Consider the following 25,548-nt stretch of genomic DNA (forward strand, 5'->3'; position numbering starts at 1 on the left):
ACGCAGCGCAGCGAAGGATTTTGTCGGGTGAAGTAAGCGGCAAAATGAATCGGGTGTGTTGCGGGGCGGTAAATTTTTCGTGGACTTTTCCTCACGGAAGTGGTGGGTCTCACGGTGATAACCAACCACTTTCTGTGGCTGTGTTCAGAATGAACACGACCACATCTTGTGGATGGACAAACCAATCCACAAAATCAGCGGGATTTACAAGGAAAATACCACGGTATGTAGAATACGTCAAGAGGGTTTTAGAAAATTTATTGAAGTGAAGCGGGAAAAGTACGACACATCTTGTGTCTTGGGAAAAATAAGCTATGTGAATCAGAACAAAACCCATCTTCTATTTGCGGTAAATCATTCTACTGCCAGTAGCAACAGGCTGTTGCTTGTGCATTCAAGACGCAGGTTGCTATAAAACGGCAAGGCCGCCTGCTGCCAAGCGACCTTGCCGTTCTGTGCTATGTAATAAATTAGGCAGCTTCCCGTGCACTCACAGCGCCACGTTGACCGGCAGGACATACACGCCATCGGCGGCGTAGAAGGTGATCTGAGTAACAGTCTTACCGATGATGGATGCAAAGTAAGGGTCATTGGCATTGAAGCCCAACTTGGTACCATGCCAGATGTTGGTCACATGATGCAGGCCATACTCGGTGCCGTCGGCGGTGGTCAGTACCACGCCGTAGACCTTGTTGGTCTTGTAGTCCAGATCAAAACCGGAGATCTTCATCTCGTAGGTGGTGTGGTGACCGTTGGTGTTAAGTTCCACGGTTGCGCCCTCTACAGTGGTCTCGGCGGCGTGGACCTTGCCAAACTCCCACTTGCCGCTCAGCAGGTTGTACCATGCGGTGATGTAGTAGGCCGGGGTCTCGTTGAGTTTGTAGTAAGCGTAGCTCTCGTTCTCAAACAGAGCATCTGCGCCGGTGTAGGTGGTAGTGGATTCCTTGCCCTTCAGGGTAACGGTAATGTCGTAGCTGTCGGCATCGGTGACCTGCTTTGCATTCTTCAGCGCCCACGGGGTCAGCACCTTGACCGGGAAGGAAACGCCGGTGATGTCAGTGCCATCAGCGTTGACGTGGTAGGAACCGGCGGCAAGGTTGCCTGCACGAGTCTTGTTTTTGGTGGCACTGGTAACTGCATCAATCTCAGATGCGTTGTCCACACCGGCAGCCTTGTAGAAGTCGGCGTAGGGAATGTTCATCTGGACATAGCTGGAGGACAGGCAGTTCTCCTGCTCCACGTCTTCCGCAGCGAAGGCCGGAACTGCCACAGCGCACACCAGCATAGCTGCCGCAAGGGCACCTGCAAATACTTTTTTCAATCTCATCGTAACACACCTCTATCTTTATTTCTAAAAACATATAGTTAGCTTATCCTAACAATGCGCGCAAAGAAAAAACTGCGGGAGAAGTATCCCTCAGATAGTTAGGTGAGGCTAATTGACAAAAACTAAAATAGCACTCCCACAGGGCGTTGTCAAGCAGAAACAGACAAGTTTACAGGGACGAAATTTTTTCGATGCGGGAAACGTTTTGCCTCCTCTATGCCGCAGGGAAAGCTCCAATAACGAAATCTTTTTCAAAATCTCCGAAAATGCCTAAACTTCTTGACAGAGGAGACGGCAGGGCGTATTATTTTGGCAGAAGGACCGCTGAGAAGCGGCTTTTTATAGAATGAAAAGTTAGCTTTACCTAACTCAAAACTCTGCCCTATACGAAGAAATATATCTCTTCTATTTACAGGTGGAAAATAAATAGAGAAGGAACGTATCACGATGAAAATCTACACATTTGGTGCAGAGGATGCCCCGGTGCTGTTGCTGCTGCCGGGCACCTGTTGCCATTGGAAAAGCAATTTCGGTGCGGTAATCCCGCTTCTGGCTGACAGCTTCCGGGTGCTGTGCGTCAGCTACGATGGTTTTGATGAGACTGAACAGACTGAATTTCCCACCATGCTGGAGGAGACCGAAAAAATCGAGGCCTACCTCAAGACCCACTGCGGCGGTCGCATCCGGGCGGCCTACGGCTGCTCTCTGGGCGGCTCGTTTGTGGGGTTGCTGGCGGCGCGGCAGAATATCCACATGGACTACGGCATTCTGGGTAGCTCCGATCTGGATCAGGCGTCGCCGCTGGCGGCAAGCTTGCAGACGGATTTTCTGCTGCCATTGATCTACCCTGTGGTGCGGGACGGAAAGTTCAAGGCAAAATTTCTCCAAAAGCGTCTGGATAAGCGTGCCAGAGAGTCGGGGGATTATGTCAAAGCCTTTCTGAAAATGTTCGGTGAGGCCCGCCCTTATGTGACCATGCAGAGCTGTAAAAATCAGTTCTACTCCGATCTTATCACTCCGCTGCCGGATAAGATCCATGTGCCCGGTACCGAAATCCATATTTTTTACGCCCTGAAAATGGGCGCAAAATATCGTGCCCGGTATCAGCAGCATTTTGCACATCCTGTTCTCCATGAGCAGAACTTGCAGCACGAAGAATTGCTGGCCTGTCACCCGGAGCAGTGGGCGCATCTGGTAAAAAGCATTGCATTGTGAACGGTAAAACGTATCTGGAGCAAGCAGGATTTTGTAAGATCCAGAACCACAAAAATAAAAAGGGCTGGCTGTGCATCACAGCACAGAAATGAGGTGCGATCATGTCGAAAAAGGCAACGGAATTTCAAAGAAAAGCAATGAGCTGGATGTACCGGGGCAAGGAGATCTTCAAGCCTTTGAACACCGGCTGGATTGACAAGAATGTTGCCTGCGTGCGCGAATGGGTGGCGAACATCTTCTTCTACCGCAAAGGCGATACGACCATTATGGTCGATGCGGGATATAACTACGATCGCCTTGCCGAAAAAATGAGCTGGCTTGGGATTGATCCGAAGTCGATACACCATATCCTTATCACCCATCAGGACACCGACCATGTGGGTGCGGTGGAAGCAGACAGTCCGGGGCTGTTCCAGAATGCGAAGCTGTACATTGGCGAGATCGAGAACCGGTATTTGACCGGAGAAGCACGCCGCAAGGTCATTTATCATCTCTATAAGCTGCCGCAGGTGACGATCAACAATGAAAAAGTGCTGCTGCACGATGGTGAGGTCTTTGATATTGACGGCATCAGGATCGAGTGTTTTCTCGTTCCCGGTCATACATGGGGGCACATGGTATACCTTGTGGACGGGAAATATCTCTTTACCGGCGATACCCTCTGGTTCGGTGCGGACGGCGGATACAGTTTTATTTCTTCGCTGGCAGAGGATAACAAGCTGGCGGTGAAGTCTTTGGCTTTGCTGGAGAAAAAGCTGAGAAAACGTGGGCTGCATCCGCTGTTCATTACCGGTCACACAGGTTGGACGGACAACATGGAGTTTGCCTTTGCGCACAAAAATGAGCTGTGCTCGCCTTTCAAGAAAAGAGCCCACGACCCCAATGCGCTTTACGATGCCTATGATGAATCCGATGATACTGAGGAAAACTCAAAAAGCGGGTACTTAAAGGGCGTGGGAAGATAAGGAAGTGCAGGCGGCGCACCGGCATTCTTTGGCGCGATGACGGAGTGTAATCCGAAAAAATAATGCTGCAAAAACCAAGGGGCGGATGGTATGAGAACTTTGGAATATGGAAAAGAACATGAAAAGACGCTGCTGTTTCTGCCGTGCACGGCGGAGCCGGAGTGGGCGTTCGCCGACTCGGTTGGCCTGCTTTCGCAGGATTACCATGTGATTCAGATCGTCTATGACGGTCACGGCGAAACGGGAGAAGACTTTATCTCTGTGGAGACGACAGTAGACGAGGTAACAGATTGGCTGCAAGCGCGCGGCATTACCCACTTGAACGCGGCATATGGCTGTTCTCTGGGCGGTGCGTGTCTGACACGCTTTCTCGCCTTGGGAAAAATCCCGGTCGAGCGCGCCGTTATTGATGCAGGCATTACGCCGTATCGGATGCCGCTGATTTTGCGCCGTCTCGCCTGCCTGCGTGACAATCTTGGTTTCAGGCTCATAGCGAAGAGCCGCAAGGTCCTTGAGACGGTCTATCCGCCAGAGCGCTGGACGATGCCGGGGCGCGATCCAGTGAAGGAGTATGATGCGCTGGCGGCGTATCTGAAAACCTATTCAAAACGCACCGTCCGCAACATTTTCTGGTCGGCGAACAATTATACTCTGCCGACGAAGCCGGCTGAAATGGGCTGCCAAATCACATATTGGTACGGCGAAGAGGAAAAGCAGGCGCGACACAGCAATAGCTGCTTTATAAAGCAATATTTTCCACGGGCGCAACTGCATGAAATTCCGAAGATGGATCACGCGGAGCTTGTGATGATGTATCCGCAGGATTTTTATCGGAGAATCATGGAGTTCCTGACACACACATCGGCAGCTCAAAACAAAAGAAGCTGAAAGAAAGGAAAAATCAGAATGCTCTATCCGCAGCTTTTTGGATTCAACGGAGATATAGGCTGATGAAAATCATCGTTGCAATTGCTTTTTATTTTCTGTATTGGGGCGTATGTTTTCTTGGAACAGGCACGGACAAGAAAAATCTCATGGGGCTGCGTTCTTATCCCGAAGAAGTTCAAAACCGTGTGCGAAGCGACCATCAGCTTGGAAAGGCTGTTCCGAAGGGAAAATCCACCGCTGCCGTTTGGCTCAGCAATCTTTTGCTTTTCACAGTCGTGTTTTCCGCTTTAGGACTTGCGCTGAGAGGTGTGCTGAACTTGGACGGTTATCTGTCGGCATTTTGGTACTTTCTTGCGTTCAGCGAGGGGCTTGGGCCGTTCGATCTTTTGGTGATCGATCTTCTCTGGTGGCGCAACACAAAACGTACCCGCTTTTCTTTCCTGCCGGAGAAGAAATACTATCAAAATCCAAAAAAACATATCGAATCGTTTTGGCGCGGCATCCCGTTGTTTGCCGCAGTCGCTGCACTGTCAGCCTTGATCGTCACAGCGTTTTGAACCATACATAGTAGCGGAATCGATGAAAAATCTAACTGCACGATGGTTTACCCGCTGGAAAGATGTCAAGCAGTAGACAACAACCTTGTTCACACAAACGAACCGTGAGGAGGCGGCAAACAGATGAAGGACGATGAACTCCCATTCGACCGCAGCTGTCATGTGCTGTATTCCAAGCCCTGCAAGAAGGAGATACAGTCGAAAATCGCCCTGCATTACCCGGAAGCGGAGCGGGAGATGATATGGGAAAAGGTGCAGCGGCAGTATGTGGATTTTCTTTCAGACTGGCGCACTGATTTGGGCGGGAAACGGAACTTTCACAACGGCGCAGGCGGCACCTATGACTGCATCGCCATCATGAGCTACTATGCAGCCTGCAAAGCGGTTACATCCTTCCGCGAAATCGAGGAAATCGAGGAAAATCTGATCCTGCCGACCTTCCGCAAACTGAAATTCGTGGACTGCAACAAGCCATTCTGGAAGAAACTGATGTACAAGTCATTCGTACAGGCAAAAGCGGGCTGTGACAAGTGGCACGATTATGAAATGACAGTGGCTCCTTACGAAAAGAACAAGCCAATCTATTATGAATTTACCGCCTGTCCCGCAGCGGAATTTGCTATCAGAAACGGCCTTACAGAGATCATGCCCGCCCTGTGCAATGTGGACTATGCGTCCATGGAACTGCTCCATGCCAAGCTCGTGCGGACGACCACCTGCGTGGACGGCTGCCGATGCGACTATACCATCTGCGGCGATCAAGACCCGTATGCAAAGGAACATCCCGAATACCGGGATGAAAACGGATACAGGAGGAACAAGTAATGCTTTTACAGGTGATTTTGGAAGGTCTTGGGTTGGGGGCTTTGCTGTTTCTTGTCTGTGCCGTGGGCATCCGCAAAGGGGCTGTTGGGATGGTGCATCTTTACAGCCCGGCGGTGCAGCGGCGGTGCGTGAAGCTGGGACTTACAACACACGAGAAAATAAAGCGAAATGCTTTGATTTTCAAAGCGGTATGCGTCCCCGGCTATATCAGCTATGTGCTGGTCTGTGTCTATGGGATAAATGGTGCGAAAGGCTTTGCGGCGGGCTTCTGGCAGCTGCTTGTCATCTTGTCCGTTATGAATCTCATTGACCGCTTTTTGATCGATGGCTACTGGGTGGGGCACACGAACGCATGGACGATCCCCGGAACAGAGGATCTGAAGCCCTACATTACTGCAAAAGACAAGCAGAAAAAGTGGCTATTCGGCACGGTGGGCATGGCAGTCATAGCGGCGGTGCTGGCGGCAATGATGACAATACAGTGATCGGAAAGGCCCTTCCGTCAGTAGCTTTTTCCGGTTTCTTGCAAGGGTCGGGGACAACGGGATGAAAATGCAGATCGTGAAGATCGGATTTGGAGGCAAGAAATGAAAATTCTGGTATATGGTGCAGGCGTTCTGGGGTGCAATCTGGCAAGAAATCTGCTGCGCGCCGGAAAGGATGTTACCCTGCTTGCGCGAGGAAACTGGGCTGCGGAGATCAAGCAGAACGGCCTGCGGATCAAGGATAAGTTTTCGCTTTGCACTTCGGTCAGCCGCATTCCGGTGGTGACGGAGCTTGCGCCGGATGCAAAGTACGATGTGATCTTTGTGGTCCTGCGTTATACACAGCTGGATTCCGCTCTGGACACGCTGCGGGCGAATCGGACGAAAAACATCGTATTTGTGGGCAACAACGTACAGACAAAAGCATTGGCGGCGGCACTGCCGGAAAAGAACGTCCTGTTTGCCTTTGCGCTTTCTGCCGGGCATCGGGAGGCTGACCGGGTGGTCTCCATCGACCTGAAGAAGATCACCATCGGGCAGCTGACGGGTGCAACCTCCAATAAACAGTTGATCGGGCGCATTTTCCACGGCACAAAATACAAGGTCGTTTACGAGTCGAACATGGAGGATTATCTGCTCTGCCATGCTGCGTTTGTGATGCCTGCGGCCTTCGCCTGCTATAAGACAGACGGCGACCTGAAAAAGCTCAGGGGAGATACCGCGTACCTGAACCGTGTGCTGGATGCCAACATCGAGGGATACCGCGCCATCCGAGATGCCGGGCACGCCATTCTGCCCAAGGAGGATGCGGACTTTGAAGGGGAAAAGTACCGCAAGACCTGCCTGCGCTTTTTCAAGCTGATGTGTGCCACTTCGCTGGGCAAGCTCTGCGCCTCCGACCATGCTATGAACGCCATCGACGAAATGAGCGCGCTGAACCGGGACCTCAAGAAATTTTTTGATGAACATGGCGCAGCCTACCCGGTATGGCAGGCACTGGAAACGGAAGCCGGGAGGTATCTGCAATGAAATACGCCGGGATGCCTTTTGGAATGTGGGTGCTGTTTTCAGGCTCCTTTCAAAAACAACTGACCGCTGTGCTGGGCTATGATGCAGCCACCGCAAGAACCATCACGAAAAAGGCAAAGCCGCAATACCGGCAGATCATCCGCAGGCTGCCGGAGTTTGAAAAGGCCGACCGCTTCAAAATGAACATCGTCAACTGCGCAATGCTCGGCGCGTTCATCCCCTCCATGCCGCAGCGTCCGGAGGTGGACAGGCTGACGGATTACTACGCAAAATCCATGATGACAGCGCCCATGCAGTGGTTCTGCCGCAAGAGCGGAAAAAGTAAGTTCACCCCAAAGGATATTGCCGCTATGAAAGCCACTGCCGCCCTGAAAGCCGCCGACCGCAACCCCTATTCGTGGAACATGGAGTTTTACGAATACCCGGATGGCAGCGGCTACGAGGGACGCTTTACCAAGTGCGGCATCTGTGTGCTGATGAAGGAGCTGGGTCTGTACGACCTGACCCCCGCTTTGTGCCATCTGGACTACACCATGAACGAGGCGGGCGGCGTGACAAATTTTGTGCGGCAGTACACCCTTGCCTCCGGCGGGCCCTACTGCGACTGTGGGTACAAAAAGAAAGGGTAACGGACGATGAAGAGGAAGGAAACCTATCTTTCCCGTGACTTTCGGGAGACTGCGGCGCAACGCTTTCCCGCGCAGGCAAAGGAACTGAACGCCGCTTTTGATGTGCGGTTAAATGCACTTCTGGCTGAAAATGCGGGTGCAAGCAAGGAAAAGCAATACCACCTCAAGCGGCAGATATTACCAGGCATTGCGGCCTACGAGACCTTGCAGCGGGTCATGCCGAAAGAGGAGGCACTGCAAACCGTTCATGGCTATGTGGAGCGGCTGGCGAGAACGAGCCACAAACAGCTTGCCGCCCTGCTGCACATACCGGGGCTTTACCGCCTTGTTCCCGGCGTTTTCGTCAAATCCACCCGGAGCGTTTTCGGCCCGGCGGCGGGCTTTGCCCCAAAAGAACTGCAGACAGGCAACGGCGTCTGGCGTGTGGATATGATGGAGTGTCCCTATCACGACACCTGCACAGAATACGGCTGCCCGGAGCTGTGCCGCTGCTTTTGCGACAGCGACGACATCAGCTATACCGGGCTGCATCCGAAGCTGATCTGGGAGAGAAGCATGACGCTGGGGCGCGGAAATGACCGCTGCGATTTTTGCATGAAGGTCCGATAATAGCGGGGAGGCATATTGGTATGGAGATCAAACGATTCGGCAATATAGAGGGAAAGACCATGATGCTGCTGCACGGAAATCTTATGTGCTGGCGTCAGTTTGAGGATCTGATCCCGCTGCTGGAAAGGAAATTCTGCGTGTATGCCGTCAGCTTTGACGGCTTTGACGGAACAGGTGAAACGACCTACACGACTGCCCGGGATCAGGCGGACAAGTTGGCCGCTTATATTGAAAAAGAGCTTGACGGACAGTTGAATCTGCTTTTTGCAGAGTCGCTGGGCTGTGGACCGGCTGTTTTTCTGAAGGCTTCCCCAACCGTTCAAATCGATCGGATGATCCTCAGCGGGCCGGAGTATCTGGATTTCGGAGTGCTGAATCGACTGATTTTGAAGGTCATGCCGCAAAAGCAATATCGAACGGCACACGAAAAGTACATGCCTGCATGGGCGCTGCGCTTTATGGGGCAGACGGAGCAGGGAATGCAGACTATGCTCCGCCGTATCCCGGATCATATCAGCTTAGAATCCGTCCGAGCCACCTGGGAGGCTGGGCTTTATCTCTATCGAACGGACTTCTTGGTACAGCCCGATGCAAAGGTCGCCTGCTGGTACGGAGAAAAAGAAGGGCACATGAAAAAGGCCATTCAGCGGCTGCGGACGGCATATCCGGGTCTGATGGTCCGCTGCTTCCCCGGTTTCGGCCATGGCGAGATCATCAATCATCCAGCGCTGCTTGCGTCGGAGATGGAGCGCTTTCTGGCGGACGGCGAGACAGAGGGAGATGCACTGAAAAATCAAGAAAGTGAAATACAATGAAAGTTACAACATTGGACGAGAAAGCCATCCATGATATCGGCCATGCTTTCGGCTATTATGACTACGGAGAGGAAACGGGAATGTCCGCCGCCTTTTCCGGGAAAGAAGCCACGGCAAACTATATCTGCGCTTATGTGCGCGGGGTGCTGCGGGGCGGCTTTCTGCATACCACCAGCGAGCGGGGCGAGGGCTATATCGCCTACAAGCTGCCGAAGGAGAAGATGGGACTCAAGACCATGTGGCCCATCGCCTGCGGAATGCTGCACAACTCCACCCTGAAGCGTCTTCTGCAATTTGGTATCGCTATCAAGCGAGGCGGAGCTTCCCTGCAAGACCGCATGGACAAGGAAAAGAAACCCTATATTTTCGTTGGGCTTGTCTGTGTGCGGGAGCAATATCAGGGGCAGGGCTATATGCGCAAGGTGCTGGACATTGCCTTTGCCGAGGGCGACCGGCTGGGCGTGCCGGTGATCCTGGAAACGGATGCCAAAAGCAAGTGCGACAAATATGTGCATCTGGGTATGGAGCTTGCCGGAACGCACGATCTTGGTGCATTTGGCAAGCTGTATGATTTGATCAGGTACCCGCGTTACGGATAAATATAGCGAGAAAAAACGGATGTTATATTTGGGAATGAATGGAAAGATGAAGAGATTCAATGAGTACGATAAAAGAAATCCTGCATGAAAAAAGAGAAGCAACAGAATATCATATCAAACAGCTTCAGCATGAGGGAAAACAAGGAATCCGCTACACCGCGATGATGCCGGATATTCCGTTTTTGATATTGGGGCTGATAAGCGATATTGGCTGGCTGACGCATCTGATCGCGGGCATCATTTATTTTTGCGGAAACGGCTTTCGTCATGTGCTGGACTATGCGGCGTTCCTTGCGCTGGCGGGCATTCTGTTCGGGGTTGTATATCTGATTTATCTGAACAAGATCCATGAAAAGGAAATTGCCACAAAGATTCAGAAAAATCTGAGTTTTGGCGTGACAGTCTATTCCGGACTGGCGGGGGCAGTGATTGGAATACTTCAGCTTGTGCTGTATGCAGGTGCTTCGTCGGAGCTTGTATGGCTCACTGTTGGCGGTGTTCTTAACTTCGTCGCAGGACTGCCGATCTATCTCTCCTTCAAAAAAGGGATTTTCTATGGGGTGCAGTGACTTGATGAACCGCAATGGGGACAAAAAATGAACAGAAAAGAAAGTAAAATGTTCATCCGTTGGTGCATTCTTGGTGCGATCGGATGCGGATTTATGGCTGCCGGAGACTGGCTGCTGAGCTGTATTTCGCTTCAGCAAACCGACACCGGCCTTTTCAACAGAGCCTGTTATCTGTCCGGCTCCTATGGGCTGTGGAGGCCTGTGCTTACTGTTGGGCTGGGAGCGATCGGGGGCTTTCTCTATTACTTTGTGGTAAAGACACTGAATGCGGACATCGACGAAAAATACAGAAAAACCAAAAGCGTGCAGTTCCTGTGCGGGATATTTACCGTTGCCATTGCGTTGACCATCCATACATGGGTGGCCACCATGGCATGGTTTGCCACCTATCTGGGGCCGCGGATCGGAGCGGAGGCCGCGCTTGCGGCAGTCACGGCCTATCAGGATGGGATGCTCCCTGCGCTTCTCCCGCTGTATCTTCCGATGCTGTTGTTTTTTGCCATCCATTTCGTGATGCTGCTTGCCGGAAAAACGTGCTATCCGAGGTGGATGCTTGCGTTTCATCCGGTCACATGGAACCTTCTGCTGGCCGCAGTTCCGGATATTGCGCAGGCAATGCAGGTGCCGGTGGCCACATGGATGTCTGTGATGAGCCAGAGCAGCACGAACAGTGCCATCATGGTCTGGTGCGTTGCAGCTGCGGCTTATGAGAGAAAGCGTTCTGCGTGCCTTGCGGGCAGATAGCAATTTTGAGTTGATGAATTTTTTTGAAGGAGGTCTTTCCGTGAAAAAACAGTCCGATCTTTCCCGGCTGATGGGTTACGCCGGGAACTACCGCTATTTCACCTATGCCTCATGGGTGCTGTCTGCCGTCAGCGCACTGGTGGCATTGGTGCCCTTTGCGTACATCTGGAAAATTCTGCGGGATGTGCTGAACGCTGCGCCGGACTATGCGCAGGCGGTGAACATCCCCCATTACGGCTGGATGGCAGTGCTGTTTGCGGTGCTGTCTTACCTCATCTACATTGCAGCACTGCTGTGCTCCCATCTGTCAGCGTTCCGGGTGGCGACCAATCTGCGGCTGGCGGTGTCGGAGCATCTGGCGGTGCTGCCGTTGGGCTTTGCCGAGAACTTCGGCAGCGGCAAGCTGCGCAAGATCATCCACGAGAGCACGGGAGCCGCCGAGACCTATCTTGCCCACCAGCTGCCCGACCAGTACAACGCCATCGCCACCCCGGTGGGGCTGCTGGTGCTGTTGCTGGCGTTCGACTGGCGGCTGGGGCTGCTGAGCCTTGCGCCGGTGGTGCTGGCGTTTCTCATCATGGCGACCATGACCGGTAAGCGGATGGCCGAAAAAATGCGGCAGTACGGCAACGCATTGGAATCCATGTCCAACGAGGCGGTGGAGTACGTCCGGGGCATCCCGGTGGTCAAGACCTTCGGGCAGTCGGTGTTTTCCTTCAAAAAGTTCAAGGCCACCATTGACGAATACGAAAAGTGGGTCATTTCCTACACCAAAGACCTGCGCCTGCCCATGATGTTCTACACTGCCGCAGTCAACGGCGTGTTCGCCTTTCTGATCGCGGGCGGGCTGCTGTTTACGGCTCACGGCGTCACCCCGGAATTTCTGCTGAATCTGCTGTTCTATATCATCATCACCCCGGTGATTTCCCTGACCTTGACCCGCATGATGTACATGAGCGAGAGCAAGATGGTGGTAGCGGATGCGCTGGCACGCATCGACTCGGTGCTGGAGGCAGCGCCCATGCAGGTGCAGGCTGTTCCGCAGCATCCACAGGATGCTTCTGTTGCGCTGCGGGATGTGCATTTCAGCTACGACGGCAAAACCGAGGTCATCAAGGGCGTTTCTCTGGAGATTCAGCCGGGGCAGACGGTGGCTTTTGTGGGCCCCTCCGGCGGCGGAAAATCCACGCTGGCAAACCTTGTCTGCCGGTTCTTTGATGTGCAGAGCGGCAGCGTCCGGGTGGGCGGAGCCGATGTGCGGGCTATCCCCAAGGAAGAGCTGATGGACACCATTTCCTTTGTGTTCCAGAACAGCCGCCTACTCAAGGGCAGCATTCTGGATAACGTCCGTCTGGGCAGACCGCAGGCCACCGAAGCCGAGGTGCTGGCGGCGCTGAAAGCTGCACAGTGCATGGATATCGTGGAAAAGTTCCCGGCGGGCATCCATACGGTCATCGGCACCAATGGTGTGTATCTGTCCGGCGGCGAGCAGCAGCGCATCGCCATTGCCCGCGCCATGCTGAAAAATGCGCCCATCCTGATCCTGGACGAGGCTACCGCCTTTGCCGACCCGGACAATGAAGCAAAGGTGCAGGCCGCTTTTGCCCAGCTTGCCAAAGGCAAAACGGTGCTGATGATCGCACACCGCCTGTCCACCGTAGCCAACGCTGATTGCATCTATGTGGTGCAGGACGGGCGTATCACCGAATCTGGCACAAAGGACGCGTTATGTGCGCAGAACGGCCTGTTTGCCCGGATGTGGCAGGGTTATCAGGCATCGGTGCAGTGGAAGGTCGCAAAGGAGGGGTAAGAAATGATCGAAAAAATTCAACACGCCACGGCCAGCTCCCCGGAGGGCGCAAAGGGGCTGGTAAAGGGCGTTATGGCCTGTGCGTTCCAGAACATGGCGTTCATGCTGCCCACCGGGCTGCTGTATCTCTTGGTAAAAGATCTGCTGGCAGGCTCCACGAGCGGGAGAGCTGCCTTTTACCTGTTAGGGTGCGTGACCTGCTTTGCACTGATCTTGCTGACCACATGGTTCCAGTATAACGGCACCTATTTTACTACCTATAAAGAGAGCGGCACCCGCCGCCTGACCCTTGCGGAGCGGCTGCGCAAGCTGCCCCTGTCCTTTTTTGGCAAGCGGGATCTTGCCGACCTGACCAGCACCATTATGGCGGACTGCGAGGTGCTGGAAAAAGACTGCTCTCACTTCATCCCCGGTCTGTTCGGTTCCCTCATCTCCACGGTGCTCATTGCCCTGAGCCTGTTTACCTTTGACGGACGGATGGCGCTGGCGGCATTGTGGGTCATCCCGGTATCTGTTGCCATTGTGGTGGGCAGCTACCGGGTGCAGGACAGGGTACAGGCCAAGACCATGGCGGCGAAAATGGCCTGTGCGGACGGCATTCAGGAGTACATCGAGACTCTCCGGGACCTGAAAGCCAACAATGCGGAGCAGCGGTATTTGGCCGGCCTTTCCGACAAAATTCGGGCAGTGGAAAAGCAGTCCATTGTGGCAGAACTGGAAACAGCGCTGTTCGTGTCCTCTGCGGGTATGGTGCTCAAGCTGGGCATTGCCTCGGTGGCGCTCACCGGCTCGGTGCTGCTGGTGCAGGGCAGTATCGACGTGCTGACTCTGTTTCTGTTCCTGATGGCGGCCTCCCGGATGTACGACCCCATGCAGGGCGCGTTGCAGAATCTGGCGGCGGTCATCGCCATGCGCACCAATGTGGGACGGATGAATGAGATCTTGGACGCTCCCCTGCAGACCGGCAGCGAGCAGCTGACCAATCAGGGCTGCGATATCGTGTTCGACCATGTGGGCTTTGCCTATAACTCCGGCGAGACGGTGCTGCGGGACGTTTCCTTTACTGCAAAGCAGGGGGAGGTCACGGCACTGGTAGGCCCCTCCGGCGGCGGTAAAACTACCGTTTCCCGGCTGGCGGCACGGTTCTGGGATTACCAGAAAGGACACATCACCGTAGGCGGCATGGAGGTTTCCCGAATCGACCCGGAAAAGCTCATGAGCCTGTATTCCATCGTGTTTCAGGATGTGACCTTGTTTGACAACACGATACTGGAAAACATTCGTCTGGGGCGCAAAGGTGCCACCGACGAGGAGGTTCTGGCAGCAGCAAAGCTGGCAAACTGCGAGGAATTTGCCGAAAAGCTGCCGGACAAGTGGAACACCAACATCGGCGAGAACGGCTGCGCCCTTTCCGGTGGCGAGCGTCAGCGCATTTCCATCGCCCGCGCCTTCCTGAAGGATGCGCCCATCATCCTGCTGGACGAGGCCACCGCCAGCCTGGACGTGGAAAACGAAACTGCCATTCAGGAGGCTCTATCCCGGCTGATAAAAAATAAAACCGTCCTCATCATCGCCCACCGGATGCGCACCGTAGCCGGTGCGGATCAGGTGGTAGTGCTGTCGGGCGGCATCGTGGCCGAGCAGGGCAGCCCGGCAGAGCTGTACGCCCGGAAGGGATTGTATACCCACATGGTGGATCTGCAGTCGGCAAGCCAGAACTGGACGATCTGAGAATGAGGGCGGCTTTTATTTGAAAAAAGTCTTGCATTCGGTTAAAAACTGTGGTATATCCATTATACGAAACATTGCTTTGAAGGAACGTTCCACCGTTCAATGATGTATAAATGGAGGTGCCCGCCATGACCGCCGTGATCTACGCCCGCTATTCCAGCGATAATCAGCGCGAAGAATCCATTGAAGGCCAGATTCGGGAATGTACGGCTTATGCCGAGAAAAACGGCATCACCGTGGTCAAGCACTATATCGACCGCGCCATCTCTGCCAAGACAGACAACCGCCCGGAGTTCCAGCAGATGATTAAGGACAGCGACAAGAAGCTGTTTGATATTGTACTGGTCTGGAAACTTGACCGCTTTGCCCGAAACCGTTATGACAGTGCCCGGTATAAGACCCAGTTGAAGAAGAACGGTGTCAAGCTCATGTCGGCTACCGAGGTCATTTCGGATGGGCCGGAAGGTATCATTCTGGAATCCGTCCTTGAGGGCTATGCGGAGTACTACTCGGCTGACCTGTCCGAAAAGGTCATTCGTGGCATGACAGAAAATGCCCTGAAAGGAAAGTTCTCCGGCGGTGCTATCCCTTTCGGCTACACCATCAACGCAGACCGCCGCTTTGAAATCGACCCACTCACAGCTCCCTTTGTAGCTGAAGCTTTCCAGCGGTACAATGACGGACAGACGATGCGGGAGATTCGGGATTGGCTCAATGAAAAGGGCATCAAGAATAAGCGCGGTGGGCCAATGACTTTCAATGTCATCCAGCACATGCTGAGCAACCGCCGATATATCGGCGAGTTGAAGTACCGGGACGTCCTGATTCCCGATGCGATTCCACCTATCGTGTCCGTAGAGCTTTTCAACGATGTACAGGAGAAGATGTTGAAAAACAAGAAAGCCCCTGCCCGTAGAAAGGCAGAGGACGACTATCTGCTCACCACCAAGTTGTTCTGCGGCTACTGTGGGGCGTTGATGTTTGGAGAGAGCGGCACGAGCCGGACGGGCGAAGTCCACCGCTATTATAAATGTGCTACTGCCAAAAAGCACAAGGGCTGCAAGAAAAAGACCGTCCGCAAACAGTGGCTGGAAGATCTGGTGGTCAACCAGACCATGCAGCTTGTCAAGGATGATGCCGCCATGGAATCCATCATTGCCAAGGTGATGGATCTGCAAAACAAGGAGAATACCAACCTTCCCCTTTACGAGAAGCAGCTCCGGGATGCGGAATCGGGTATCCAGAATATGCTGAATGCGATTCAGGCCGGTATCCTGACCAGTTCCACCAAGGAGCGGCTAGAGCAGCTGGAAGAAACCAAGCGTGAGCTTGAAGCCCGCATTGCGGAAGAAAAGCTGGCGAAGCCCAAGGTCACGGAGGAGTTCATTCGCTTTTGGTTGCTGCGGTTCCGTAAGCTGGATATGAGCCTGAAAGACCAGCGACAGGCGTTGGTGGATACCTTCATCAATTCGATTTACCTGTATGATGATAAGGTTTTGATAACCTTCAATTATAAAGAAGGCACACAGACCGTGACCTTTGGAGAAACGGTAGAAGTTGCATCCGAGGGAAATGGTTCGGATTTGGATTGCATTCCTGCACTCTTGAACGACAGCTTTCAAAAAGGCTGTCGTTTTTCTTTTACCCGTAGTCCTTTTGAAAACTTTCTACCAGCGGATAAGAGGACTTGAACAGCAGCTTTTACAGAGAAAGGACCCCCATGCAGATAAACGACCTCTTCGGCGCAGCAGCCGCCTTTGAAACCGTACGGATGCCGGGCGGCACGGAAGCGGCCATTCCAACAGAACACGCCGCAGTTATCTATGTAAATGAACAGCCGGCCTTCCGGGTGGTATGCACCCCCCAGCTGCTGCCGCAGCTGGCGCTGGGGCGGCTGCTGACCGAAGGATGGATCGCCTCCGCAGAGGAAGTGGAACAAATTTCCGTCTGCGCGGAAGGCTTGAAAGTCAACATCTACCTGAACCACCCGCTGACGGCCCGCCGCGCGGCGGCACAGGAAGTTTCCAGCTGCTGCACCGACAATGTCGCGCTGGGCAGTCCGGTGGAAGTGCAGCCGCTGCGCACGGTGCCGCATCTGGACGTACAGCCGGAGTGGGTGGATGCCCTCGCCGCCGCCATGAGCGCGGGCCTTCCGCTTTATCAGGCCACCCATGCAGTCCACAGCTGCTTTGTGCTGCACGAGGGCCGCATCCTCTGTGCCTGCGAGGACATCGGACGCCACAATGCGCTGGACAAGGCCGTGGGCAGCGTGCTTCTGGCCGGTGTTCCCCTCAGCGAATGCGTGCTCTACACCAGCGGCCGCGTACCGATGGATATGGTGCGCAAAGCCATCCGGGCTGGCGTTCCGGCACTGGTCAGCAAGACCATGCCCACCGTCCAGTCGCTGGAGCTGGCCGCAGAATACGGCCTGCAATTCGTGTGCGGCCGGAAACACCCCTTAACTTTGAAGGAACGTACAAAATAAAAGTTACAAAACAAAGAACGCTTACGGTTCGCGTTGACTTACTTCCGGCCCGAGTGATAATATATTAACGAAACGAAGAGACCGCTCCGCTTGTTGCAGCAGGCAGAGCGGTCATTTTCGTGTTTGGGAGTTTTCCCAGACGACCAAAAAACAGGCAGGTGATAACATGAAGCAGGCAACCAACCCGTTTGCGCCCGTTTCGCTGTGGCGCAAGCGGCTGCCGGGCTATGCGGCCATGGGCGCTGCAACAGTCGCAATGGCGGTAGGTCTTATCGCAATGCAGCACGCGCGCACCACGGTTGCAGGTACCCTGCTGCAAGTGTCGGAGGCAGATGCAGCCGCCTACGGCATCAGCGCAGTGTACCAGCTCGACAACGGCAGCTATCGCGTGGAAGGCTCTCAGAAGGGCTTCCAGAGCGATGTGCAGGCTGCCGTGACCCTTGACGCCGAGGGCAATGTTTCCGCTGTCGAGATCCTCTCGCAGGCAGAGACGGACAGCCTCGGCGGTCAGTGTGTCAACCCGGAGTTCACGTCCCAGTATCAGGGCGCAGCTCCATTTACGCTGGCAGGCAAAAGCTATACTGTGACCGACCCCCTTACCGGTGCCGCCTATGCCGCTGCCGGTGCGGCGGAGGAGCAGCCCGCTGCTGCGGAGGATTTTGACCCCGCGCAGTGGAATGTGTCCGACACCTCTCCCGAGGCCGAGGCCACCCGCAGGATGTACGCAGCAGGTCTGACCCTCTCGGCACTGAACGGCGAGCCGCTGGCCGACGAGCTGATCCCTCCGATGGATACCAGCGCCGAGGCTGTGGCACGCCGCAAGCTCTACGCCGCCGGTCTGAGCAAGAGTGCGCAGGACGGTGAGGAGCAGGCTCTGCCCTATGCGGACTGGTCCGCAGAAAAGCAGGCCGCTTATCAGCTGGCACAGGCCGAACTGACCACCGGGCAGACCAGTGCCGGCGCTGTCAGCGCAGACCTGACTGAGGTGGACGCCCTTTCCGGCGCGACCATCACCTCGACCGCCGTCACCAACATCGTCAACAACTCGTATTTCTATGTAACTGAGGTGCTCCGCGCAGAGTGACCTCAACGGAGGAATGGAACCTATGGCAAAAACTGATTTTCTGACGGCTGACATGACCCGCCGTCAATTTATGAAGATCTCGGGCAAGAGCCTTGCAGGGCTCACCCTCTCCGCATCCATGCTGTCCCTCTTCGGCTGCTCGCAGAAGCAGGTGGACAGCGGCGCAGTGGCTACCTGGGCGCTGCCCCAGGGCCTGCTGGTGGTCAACGCCGACCTGTGTACCGGCTGCCAGCGCTGCGAGATCAACTGCACGCTGACCAACGATGGTGTGTGCTCCTCTTACATCAGCCGCGTAAAGATCCAGCGCCGTCTGAATCTGGACGGTGCCGGCAACGGCCTGCTGTCCGGCAACGACAACTGCTTTGTCTACTTCCCGGATACCTGCCGCCAGTGCGAGGACCCCGCCTGCGGCAACGCCTGCCCCCAGAAGGCCATTACGACCAACGAGCAGGGCATCCGTGTGGTGGACACCGACAAGTGCATCGGCTGCGGCGCCTGCCACGAGGCCTGCCCCTGGCATATGCCCACCGTCAACCCCGAGACCGGCAAGTCGTCCAAGTGCATCGCCTGCGGTGCCTGCGTGGCAGGCTGCCCGTCCGGCGCTCTGTCCATCGTGGACTGGGATGCCGTCACCAGCGCAGCACAGGCTGCCTACATGGACCTGTAAGGAGGAGGAACAACAATGGCTGAAAGTTATGGCTGGGCAGGCAAGATCCTGCGCGTTGACCTGACCACTGGCGAGATCACCACGCAGGATGACGCAAAATACCATAAATATATCGGCGGTATGGGCATGGCCTACCGCATCATGTATGAGGAAGCTCCCATGGACCTCGACCCCTACGACGAGAAGGCACAGGTCATCTTCGGCGTCGGCCCCCTGACCGGTGCCGGCGTGCCCTGCTCCGGCCGCATGAACGTCACCTTCCGCTCCACCTGGTCCAAGGGCAGCTCCATCATCGACGCCCACATGGGCGGCCACATCGGCCCCATGCTGAAGTATGCGGGCTGGGACGGCATCGTCATCACCGGCATCTCCGCAAAGCCCGTCTACCTGCGCATCGAGGACGACGAGGTCTCCCTCGAGGACGCTTCTGACATCTGGGGCAAGGGTACGTTCGCGTCCAACAAGTGGATGGTGGAGCAGAATGGCCGTGAGTTCGAGACCGCTTCCATCGGCCCTGCCGGTGAGAATCTGGTGGACTACTCCACCCTGAACACCAGCTTTGGCAACTCCGGCGGCGCCGGTCTGGGCGCTGCCATGGGCAACAAGAAGCTGAAGGGCCTGGCCATCCGCGGCACCGGCAGCGTCAAGGTGGCCGACCCCAAGAAGGTGCTGGAGCTGTCCAACTACATGATGGGCAACCTCATCGGCGGCAACAACAACCACAACGTCCCCGCACAGCCCCAGAGCTGGGCAGAGTACAGCGCCACCTCCGGCAAGAACCGCTGGTCCGGCGCACCGGGCCGTATGTGGAAAAAGGCTCCCGGCGGCCCCGTGGATACCGGCGAGCAGCCCTACAACGACATCAATAAGATCGCGCTGCGCTGCTTCAAGGGTTACTTCGACTTCGGCGCACCGGCTGCGGAGTACACCGTGAAGAACGGCGGCTGCTCCTCCTGCCCCATCCGCTGCTACACCGAGTATGATGTGGACCCGCTGGCCGATTACGACCTGCCCACCCACAACTCCAACACCTGTATGCCCGTGCTGTACGGCACCCGCGTCTACCCGGACGGCGTCCACGACTTCAAGTACGAGGGCGACGGCACCATGGTCATCAACCTGGCATGGTCTCACGCCGTCGATGACATGGGCCTGTGGGACAACTACGGCAACCTGAACCGTGACCTGCTTTGGATCCTGCGGATGCCCCGTGAGGAGGCCACCAAGTACATCAGCGAGGAAGAGTACGACTCTCTGCCCTGGGCATGGGAAAAGGCCGGTGACCCCCGCTGGGAGGTGGAGCTCATCCGCCGCATGGCTTACGGCGAGGGCGACCTGTCCGTCATCGCAAAGGGTACGCTGGCCATGATGGAAAAGTTCGGCCTGCCCAAGAGCTGGCTGGACCGCACCGACGGTGCCACCAACTCCAACCTGATGTACAACGGCTTCCCCAACCATCACGGCCCCGCAGAGGCATGGCAGGTTGGCATGCTGTACAATCTGGTGTATAATAGAGACTGCATGATCCACGAGATCGTCTGCGAGACCGGTTCCGGCGCTCCTTACGACGTGACCAAAAAGGTCATGGAGGACTTCTTCGGCGAGGGCTGCTACGACAAGGCCAAGGCCTACACGCCCATCAACGAAAACAAGGCAAAGCTGGCCGCTTACTGCGTCAACGATAAGAACTTCCACGACTCTGCCACCCTCTGCAACTGGATGTGGCCCATGACCCAGTCTCCCTCCAAGGAGCGGGCCTACCACGGCGATCTGGACCTGCAGGCAGATTTCATGACCGCCGTCACCGGCGAGACCTACACCCAGGCCGGTCTGCAGGAGGCAGGCGAGCGCATCACCCAGATGCTGCGCGCCATGACCGCCATCAGCTTCCAGAAGAACTGCGGCAGCGCAAACCTCCGTCAGGAGCACGACGCCATCTGCGACTGGGTCTTCGACAAGGAACCCGACTTCAAGGCATTCGAGGAAGGCACCACCAAGCTGGACCGCGCCGACATGGAGAAGGCAAAAGACCTGTTCTATGACATCTTCGGCTGGGACAAGACCACCGGTGTGCCTACCCGCGAGACGCTGGAGAAGTTCGACCTCGGCGACATGGCCGACGATCTGGAAGCACGCGGCATCTACGACCAGACTCCCGCCGGAGAGACTGCTGCCAGCGAGGCCGCAGCCCAGTAATTAAGAAGCCGTTTTCATAAGCATTGCACACCGCCCGAACGGTCTTTTTGCCCGCATACGGCGTTGCTTTTCCTTGCAATCCGTCAGGATTGCTGCGGAAAATCGCCTTGTCTGCGGGCAAAAATCCTCGCCGTTCGATGCACTCTGCTTACAAAAACAACTTCACAGAAACGAGAGGAACTATCATGCTGTTTGGCAGACGCAAACCCGGTTATACCACCACGGTGGACGCCGCCTCCGACCCTGAGCAGGTCATCCTCGACCTGCAGAAGGCAGAGATGGCCGCGAAAAAGAAGCCGAAGGCCGAGGTCTTTGACATCGACGCGGCCAGCGAGACTGCCCGCCGCCTGAAGGAAACGGGCAGTATGTTCGACGGCAGCGCCGCAAAGCTCGGCGAGGACGTCATTGCCGCTGTGCAGAAGGAGACGGATGCTCTGGCCGCAAAGCAGGCCGAGGCACAGCCCGCTCTCGAAGAGACGGCTGCACCGCACGCCGCCGAAAAGCCCCAGCTGCTGGATTTTCTGGCCGCTGCACCGGAGGCAGAGGGCGACCCCTACGCCGACCAGCCCACCGTCACCGCGCCGGAGCTGCCCAAGCTTACCCCGGCACAGGAGCTGGCGGGTTACATCCGCTCCCGCTCGGCGGCGGCGCTGGTCACATCCCACGCCCTGCTGGTGAGTGAGGTGGAAAACGCCGATGAACTCCTGGCCCAGATGCCGGAAGACCCCCAGTGCGCAGACATTGTGTCCCGCGCCGGCGCAAAGGATGCCTACTACTACTCCAGCGCCAACATGAGCGACAACTACGCCATGATCGCGCAGCTCATCGAGGACAAGGACCTCTGCGCCATGGTGGCCGAGATGGTGCGATTCAACGCCCGCGTCTACCCCAGCGCCACCCCGCTGCAGTACTTCCGCCGCTCGCCCTACGATCTGACACAGGAAGCCATCGAGCAGACGTGGCAGTCCATGCAGGGCAAGCCGGAGTACGCCGACATCGAGGAGCTGATCAACAACCAGAACGAGCGGTTCCTCTTCTCCACCCAGCACCTCACCCGCCGCTACGCAAAAGCCATCAGCGACGTGGACGAGTGGACCGACTAAAGCATCCCACACAATCAAATAGGGTATATGAGCTTCTTTGAGCAAAGGTGTCTAAACCGTCGGGCATGACATCGCGCCGCAATGCTAAGGGCTATATAAGCCGGCATTCAAGGGTGGAGGGGAAAACCCCGCCGCCTTCCCGCAGAAGAAACGCTGCAATTTGAAAAAAAGAACTCCTCCCATCCACACAGGGGCTTTCCATGCTCTGCCGCCACTGCAAGGGCGGCAGGGAGCGGAGAGCAGCCATCGGCATGGCAGTCTGCAAGCTGCCCTTTGCCGGAATGTGCGGATATTCTGCGGAGGCGTTTTGATTTTCCATCAAGACGTCTCCGCTTCTTTTTTAACCTGCCTTTTTATATGAATCCCCGCTGCGCCCCGCCTGAGCCATAGCAGGCCGGGTATGGCCGGGCATTTGGAGGATTTTTTATGAAACAGCCTTTCTGCGCGCCCTCTGAGGCGCTGCGCCGCGTGCTGGATGCCGCTGCGGCTCTGCCGAGGCCGGAGACGGAGATTGTCCCGCTGGACGAAGCGGACGGCCGCATTGCCGCCGGGACGCTTTCGGCCCGGATGGACCAGCCGCCCTTTGACCGCAGCCCCTTCGACGGCTACGCCCTGCACAGCGCCGACGCCGCCGGTGCCAGCCGCGAAACACCCGTCACCCTGCCCGTGACCATGAAGCTCTACGCCGGAGATGCCCCCGCTTCGCCCCTGCCTGTGGGCTGTGCGGCCCGCATCATGACCGGCGCACCCCTGCCCGAGGGCGCAGATTGTGTGCTGATGCAGGAGCTGACCGACAGCGGCGAAGAGACGGTACAGCTCTATGCCGCCATGAAGCCCCAGCAGAACGTGGTATTCCGGGGCGGAGACATCGCCGCCGGTGCTGTCATCGCCGAAGCCGGTACGGTACTCTCCCCCGCCCATCTCGGCGTGCTGGCCGGGCAGGGATACGCTGAAGTCCCCGTTTACAAGACGCTGACCGTGGGCGTTCTGGCCACAGGAAGCGAGCTTTTAGCTCCGGGCGAGGCCTGGACGCCCGGCAAAATTTACGACGCCAACGGCGTCCAGAACGCCGCCCGCCTGCGGCAGCTGGGCTTTGCGGTAAAACGTCGGCACTGCTCCGACGACCCGGAGGAGATCGCCCATGAGATGCGGGAACTGCTGGCGGAGTGCGATGCCGTCATCACCAGCGGCGGCGTCTCGGTGGGGCAGAAAGACTATCTGCCCGCTGTGCTGGAACATCTGAATGCGGACATCCTCTTTGCGGGCGTGGCCCAGAAGCCCGGAAGCCCCATGCTGGCCGGGAAAGTGGGCGGCAAGCTGGTGTTCTGTCTCTCCGGCAACCCCTTTGCCGCCGCCGCTACGCTGGAACAATATGCCGTCCCGGCTCTTTTGCGGGCGGCGGGGCGCTGTGAGGAAAGCTGCCTTCTTCCCCGCACCACCCGTACCCTGACCACGGGCTTCTCGAAGTCCAGCAAGGGGAACCGCTATCTGCGGGCAAAGGCCATGGGCGGCAGCGTGACCATCCCCGGCGAGGGCAACGCCGAAGCCCACTCGTCCGGCAGCCTTTCTGCCATGATCGGCTGCAACTGTCTCGTTGAACTGCCTGCGGGCAGCGGCCCGGTGACTCCGGGCGAAGAAGTGGAGGTGCTCAGTTTTGTACAGTGAACAGAAAGAGGCTCTGGCCCAGGAGATCGAACTCAAGCGCCCGGCGGTGCTGGCCGTCAGCGGCCTGCACAACAGCGGCAAGACGACGCTGCTGGAAAAGCTTCTGCCTGCCCTGCGCAGCCGGGGGCTGAAAGTGGGCATTATCAAGCACGACGGCCATGATTTCACTCCCGATGTCCCCGGCACCGACAGCTACCGCCTGCGGGAAGCGGGGGCCGAGGGGGTGGCGGTCTACTCCGGCCAGCGCTATCTGCTGACCGAGATGTTCCGCCTGACGGAGCAGGACTTGCTGGCGCTCTTCGAGCGCCACGGCTATGATCTGGTGCTGCTGGAAGGCTTCAAGGACAGCGGCTGGCCGAAAATCGAAGTTGTCCGCAAAGAAATTTCGGACACACCGGTGTCTTTCCAGCCGCTGGCTGTGGTGGGAGACATTCCGGGGGCAGATTTTGGATTGGAAGATGCGCAGGCTCTGGCCGACTGGCTCGTTGCCCAGATGCCGGGCCTGTAAGGAGAAGACAGATATGAAACTGATTCGTACCGAAGACGCGGCAGGCCAGGTGCTCTGCCACGACATTACCCAAATCATTCCCGGCGAGTTCAAGGGCGCACGTTTCCGCAAGGGCCATATCATCCAGCCCGAGGACATCCCCGTGCTGCTCTCCATCGGCAAAGAAAACCTCTATGTCTGGGAGAAAAAGCCCGGCATCCTCCACGAGGACGAAGCCGCCGCGCTGCTGTACAAGGCCGCTGCGGGCAAGAACATCCACGGCACTGAGCCGAAAGAGGGAAAAATCGAGCTCATCGCCGACTGCGACGGCCTGCTGAAAATCAACCGCGAAGCCCTGCTGGCCGTGAACCGCACGCCCCAGATGATGATTGCCACCATCCACGGCGACCTGCCCGTGAAAAAGGGCCAGAAACTGGCCGGTACCCGCATCATCCCGCTGGTCATCGAACAGGAGAAGATGGACGCCATGCAGGCTGCCGCAGGCAGTGAGCCTATCCTGAACGTGCTGCCCATGCAGGCCAAGAAGTTTGCCGTCATCACCACCGGCAGCGAGGTGTTCAAGGGCCGCATCGAGGATAAGTTCACCCCTATCCTCGTGGGCAAGCTGGCCGAGTACGGCTGTGAGATGACCTTCCACAAGGTCTGCGACGACGACCCGTCGGGCATCACCGCCGCCATTCTGGAAGCGAAAGAGGCGGGCTGTGAGCTCATCTTCACCACCGGCGGCATGAGCGTGGACCCCGACGACCGCACCCCGCTGGCCATCAGGAACACCGGCGCGGACATCGTCACCTACGGCGCACCGGTGCTGCCGGGTGCCATGTTCCTCGTGAGCTATCTGGACGGTGTGCCAGTCTGTGGCCTGCCCGGCTGCGTCATGTACGCCAAGCGCACCATCTTTGACCTGCTGCTGCCCCGTCTGCTGGCCGACGATGCCATCACCGCCGAGGATATTGCCCGTCTGGGCGAGGGCGGCCTGTGCCTTGGCTGCGCCGAGTGCCACTGGCCCAACTGCGGATTTGGGCATTGCTGAGAGGTTTCAT

General features: G+C 56.5%; 25 protein-coding genes. 24 read left to right on the plus strand and 1 reads right to left on the minus strand.

Annotated elements, in window-relative coordinates:
* Positions 1 to 490 precede the first annotated feature (490 nt).
* On the minus strand, positions 491 to 1,327 hold the full coding sequence (locus J3349_RS07915) for a hypothetical protein (protein ID WP_207677022.1): 837 nt from the start codon (positions 1,325 to 1,327) through the stop codon (positions 491 to 493).
* Between the two features lie 447 nt (positions 1,328 to 1,774).
* On the opposite strand from J3349_RS07915, the gene J3349_RS07920 reads away from it, so the two are divergent.
* The 24 genes from J3349_RS07920 (at position 1,775) to J3349_RS08035 (ending at position 25,538) form a co-directional block, all read left to right on the plus strand.
* Complete coding sequence (locus J3349_RS07920; RefSeq protein ID WP_207677023.1) at positions 1,775 to 2,542, plus strand: alpha/beta hydrolase; 768 nt, start codon at positions 1,775 to 1,777, stop codon at positions 2,540 to 2,542.
* A gap of 101 nt (positions 2,543 to 2,643) precedes the next feature.
* Complete coding sequence (locus J3349_RS07925) at positions 2,644 to 3,507, plus strand: MBL fold metallo-hydrolase (RefSeq protein ID WP_207677024.1); 864 nt, start codon at positions 2,644 to 2,646, stop codon at positions 3,505 to 3,507.
* 90 nt (positions 3,508 to 3,597) lie between these two features.
* Complete coding sequence (locus J3349_RS07930; protein ID WP_207677025.1) at positions 3,598 to 4,395, plus strand: alpha/beta hydrolase; 798 nt, start codon at positions 3,598 to 3,600, stop codon at positions 4,393 to 4,395.
* Between the two features lie 62 nt (positions 4,396 to 4,457).
* Positions 4,458 to 4,952 carry an ABC transporter permease gene (locus J3349_RS07935; protein WP_207677026.1) on the plus strand — a complete coding sequence of 165 codons (495 nt, stop codon included), beginning with the start codon at positions 4,458 to 4,460 and terminating at the stop codon, positions 4,950 to 4,952.
* 123 nt (positions 4,953 to 5,075) lie between these two features.
* Positions 5,076 to 5,777: an L-2-amino-thiazoline-4-carboxylic acid hydrolase gene (locus J3349_RS07940; protein ID WP_207677027.1), complete on the plus strand. Its 702-nt coding sequence runs from the start codon at positions 5,076 to 5,078 to the stop codon at positions 5,775 to 5,777.
* On the plus strand, positions 5,777 to 6,262 hold the full coding sequence (locus tag J3349_RS07945; protein WP_207677028.1) for a hypothetical protein: 486 nt from the start codon (positions 5,777 to 5,779) through the stop codon (positions 6,260 to 6,262). The genes J3349_RS07940 and J3349_RS07945 overlap by 1 nt, the downstream gene beginning before the upstream one ends.
* Positions 6,263 to 6,364: 102 nt before the next feature.
* Positions 6,365 to 7,291 carry a 2-dehydropantoate 2-reductase N-terminal domain-containing protein gene (locus J3349_RS07950; RefSeq protein WP_207677029.1) on the plus strand — a complete coding sequence of 309 codons (927 nt, stop codon included), beginning with the start codon at positions 6,365 to 6,367 and terminating at the stop codon, positions 7,289 to 7,291.
* Positions 7,288 to 7,920: an L-2-amino-thiazoline-4-carboxylic acid hydrolase gene (locus tag J3349_RS07955; protein ID WP_207677030.1), complete on the plus strand. Its 633-nt coding sequence runs from the start codon at positions 7,288 to 7,290 to the stop codon at positions 7,918 to 7,920. The genes J3349_RS07950 and J3349_RS07955 overlap by 4 nt, the downstream gene beginning before the upstream one ends.
* 6 nt (positions 7,921 to 7,926) lie before the next feature.
* Positions 7,927 to 8,529, plus strand: a complete 603-nt coding sequence (locus tag J3349_RS07960) for an L-2-amino-thiazoline-4-carboxylic acid hydrolase (protein WP_207677031.1) — start codon at positions 7,927 to 7,929, stop codon at positions 8,527 to 8,529.
* A 20-nt stretch (positions 8,530 to 8,549) separates the two neighbouring features.
* Positions 8,550 to 9,344: an alpha/beta hydrolase gene (locus tag J3349_RS07965; RefSeq protein WP_207677032.1), complete on the plus strand. Its 795-nt coding sequence runs from the start codon at positions 8,550 to 8,552 to the stop codon at positions 9,342 to 9,344.
* Positions 9,341 to 9,943 (plus strand): N-acetyltransferase, encoded by a 603-nt coding sequence (locus J3349_RS07970; RefSeq protein WP_207677033.1) that lies wholly within the window; start codon positions 9,341 to 9,343, stop codon positions 9,941 to 9,943. The genes J3349_RS07965 and J3349_RS07970 overlap by 4 nt, the downstream gene beginning before the upstream one ends.
* Before the next feature lie 59 nt (positions 9,944 to 10,002).
* On the plus strand, positions 10,003 to 10,512 hold the full coding sequence (locus J3349_RS07975) for a hypothetical protein (RefSeq protein WP_207677034.1): 510 nt from the start codon (positions 10,003 to 10,005) through the stop codon (positions 10,510 to 10,512).
* Positions 10,513 to 10,539: 27 nt separating this feature from the next.
* Positions 10,540 to 11,256: a DUF6796 family protein gene (locus tag J3349_RS07980; protein WP_207677035.1), complete on the plus strand. Its 717-nt coding sequence runs from the start codon at positions 10,540 to 10,542 to the stop codon at positions 11,254 to 11,256.
* A 40-nt stretch (positions 11,257 to 11,296) separates the two neighbouring features.
* Complete coding sequence (locus J3349_RS07985) at positions 11,297 to 13,066, plus strand: ABC transporter ATP-binding protein (RefSeq protein WP_207677036.1); 1,770 nt, start codon at positions 11,297 to 11,299, stop codon at positions 13,064 to 13,066.
* Between the two features lie 3 nt (positions 13,067 to 13,069).
* A complete protein-coding gene (locus tag J3349_RS07990; protein ID WP_207677037.1) occupies positions 13,070 to 14,797 on the plus strand; it encodes an ABC transporter ATP-binding protein in 1,728 nt (575 codons plus the stop codon).
* Between the two features lie 128 nt (positions 14,798 to 14,925).
* On the plus strand, positions 14,926 to 16,488 hold the full coding sequence (locus J3349_RS07995) for a recombinase family protein (RefSeq protein WP_242699575.1): 1,563 nt from the start codon (positions 14,926 to 14,928) through the stop codon (positions 16,486 to 16,488).
* A 29-nt stretch (positions 16,489 to 16,517) separates the two neighbouring features.
* On the plus strand, positions 16,518 to 17,282 hold the full coding sequence (locus tag J3349_RS08000; protein WP_207677038.1) for a formate dehydrogenase accessory sulfurtransferase FdhD: 765 nt from the start codon (positions 16,518 to 16,520) through the stop codon (positions 17,280 to 17,282).
* Between the two features lie 166 nt (positions 17,283 to 17,448).
* Positions 17,449 to 18,366, plus strand: coding sequence for an FMN-binding protein (locus tag J3349_RS08005; protein ID WP_207677039.1), 918 nt, complete (start codon positions 17,449 to 17,451; stop codon positions 18,364 to 18,366).
* A 22-nt stretch (positions 18,367 to 18,388) separates the two neighbouring features.
* Complete coding sequence (locus tag J3349_RS08010) at positions 18,389 to 19,033, plus strand: ferredoxin-like protein (protein WP_015565531.1); 645 nt, start codon at positions 18,389 to 18,391, stop codon at positions 19,031 to 19,033.
* A 15-nt stretch (positions 19,034 to 19,048) separates the two neighbouring features.
* Positions 19,049 to 21,229 (plus strand): aldehyde ferredoxin oxidoreductase N-terminal domain-containing protein, encoded by a 2,181-nt coding sequence (locus tag J3349_RS08015; protein WP_207677040.1) that lies wholly within the window; start codon positions 19,049 to 19,051, stop codon positions 21,227 to 21,229.
* 185 nt (positions 21,230 to 21,414) lie between these two features.
* Positions 21,415 to 22,332: a hypothetical protein gene (locus J3349_RS08020; protein WP_207677041.1), complete on the plus strand. Its 918-nt coding sequence runs from the start codon at positions 21,415 to 21,417 to the stop codon at positions 22,330 to 22,332.
* Positions 22,333 to 22,758: 426 nt separating this feature from the next.
* Positions 22,759 to 23,997: a gephyrin-like molybdotransferase Glp gene (gene glp / locus J3349_RS08025; RefSeq protein WP_207677042.1), complete on the plus strand. Its 1,239-nt coding sequence runs from the start codon at positions 22,759 to 22,761 to the stop codon at positions 23,995 to 23,997.
* Positions 23,987 to 24,505, plus strand: coding sequence for a molybdopterin-guanine dinucleotide biosynthesis protein B (mobB, locus tag J3349_RS08030; protein WP_149794438.1), 519 nt, complete (start codon positions 23,987 to 23,989; stop codon positions 24,503 to 24,505). The genes glp and mobB overlap by 11 nt, the downstream gene beginning before the upstream one ends.
* A 13-nt stretch (positions 24,506 to 24,518) precedes the next feature.
* Entirely contained in the window at positions 24,519 to 25,538 is a 1,020-nt protein-coding gene (locus J3349_RS08035) for a molybdopterin-binding protein (protein ID WP_207677043.1), read from the plus strand.
* Positions 25,539 to 25,548 lie beyond the last annotated feature (10 nt).

The sequence above is a fragment of the Faecalibacterium sp. Marseille-P9590 genome (genome assembly GCF_017377665.1).
GTDB lineage: Bacteria > Bacillota > Clostridia > Oscillospirales > Ruminococcaceae > Faecalibacterium.

Bases quoted from the DNA above. Each gene is read 5' to 3' on its own strand.
- J3349_RS07915 (WP_207677022.1), bottom strand. From the start codon at position 1,327: ATGAGATTGAAAAAAGTATTTGCAGGTGCCCTTGCGGCAGCTATGCTG.
- J3349_RS07920 (WP_207677023.1), top strand. From the start codon at position 1,775: ATGAAAATCTACACATTTGGTGCAGAGGATGCCCCGGTGCTGTTGCTG.
- J3349_RS07925 (WP_207677024.1), top strand. From the start codon at position 2,644: ATGTCGAAAAAGGCAACGGAATTTCAAAGAAAAGCAATGAGCTGGATG.
- J3349_RS07930 (WP_207677025.1), top strand. From the start codon at position 3,598: ATGAGAACTTTGGAATATGGAAAAGAACATGAAAAGACGCTGCTGTTT.
- J3349_RS07935 (WP_207677026.1), top strand. From the start codon at position 4,458: ATGAAAATCATCGTTGCAATTGCTTTTTATTTTCTGTATTGGGGCGTA.
- J3349_RS07940 (WP_207677027.1), top strand. From the start codon at position 5,076: ATGAAGGACGATGAACTCCCATTCGACCGCAGCTGTCATGTGCTGTAT.
- J3349_RS07945 (WP_207677028.1), top strand. From the start codon at position 5,777: ATGCTTTTACAGGTGATTTTGGAAGGTCTTGGGTTGGGGGCTTTGCTG.
- J3349_RS07950 (WP_207677029.1), top strand. From the start codon at position 6,365: ATGAAAATTCTGGTATATGGTGCAGGCGTTCTGGGGTGCAATCTGGCA.
- J3349_RS07955 (WP_207677030.1), top strand. From the start codon at position 7,288: ATGAAATACGCCGGGATGCCTTTTGGAATGTGGGTGCTGTTTTCAGGC.
- J3349_RS07960 (WP_207677031.1), top strand. From the start codon at position 7,927: ATGAAGAGGAAGGAAACCTATCTTTCCCGTGACTTTCGGGAGACTGCG.
- J3349_RS07965 (WP_207677032.1), top strand. From the start codon at position 8,550: ATGGAGATCAAACGATTCGGCAATATAGAGGGAAAGACCATGATGCTG.
- J3349_RS07970 (WP_207677033.1), top strand. From the start codon at position 9,341: ATGAAAGTTACAACATTGGACGAGAAAGCCATCCATGATATCGGCCAT.
- J3349_RS07975 (WP_207677034.1), top strand. From the start codon at position 10,003: ATGAGTACGATAAAAGAAATCCTGCATGAAAAAAGAGAAGCAACAGAA.
- J3349_RS07980 (WP_207677035.1), top strand. From the start codon at position 10,540: ATGAACAGAAAAGAAAGTAAAATGTTCATCCGTTGGTGCATTCTTGGT.
- J3349_RS07990 (WP_207677037.1), top strand. From the start codon at position 13,070: ATGATCGAAAAAATTCAACACGCCACGGCCAGCTCCCCGGAGGGCGCA.
- J3349_RS07995 (WP_242699575.1), top strand. From the start codon at position 14,926: ATGACCGCCGTGATCTACGCCCGCTATTCCAGCGATAATCAGCGCGAA.
- J3349_RS08000 (WP_207677038.1), top strand. From the start codon at position 16,518: ATGCAGATAAACGACCTCTTCGGCGCAGCAGCCGCCTTTGAAACCGTA.
- J3349_RS08005 (WP_207677039.1), top strand. From the start codon at position 17,449: ATGAAGCAGGCAACCAACCCGTTTGCGCCCGTTTCGCTGTGGCGCAAG.
- J3349_RS08010 (WP_015565531.1), top strand. From the start codon at position 18,389: ATGGCAAAAACTGATTTTCTGACGGCTGACATGACCCGCCGTCAATTT.
- J3349_RS08015 (WP_207677040.1), top strand. From the start codon at position 19,049: ATGGCTGAAAGTTATGGCTGGGCAGGCAAGATCCTGCGCGTTGACCTG.
- J3349_RS08020 (WP_207677041.1), top strand. From the start codon at position 21,415: ATGCTGTTTGGCAGACGCAAACCCGGTTATACCACCACGGTGGACGCC.
- glp (WP_207677042.1), top strand. From the start codon at position 22,759: ATGAAACAGCCTTTCTGCGCGCCCTCTGAGGCGCTGCGCCGCGTGCTG.
- J3349_RS08035 (WP_207677043.1), top strand. From the start codon at position 24,519: ATGAAACTGATTCGTACCGAAGACGCGGCAGGCCAGGTGCTCTGCCAC.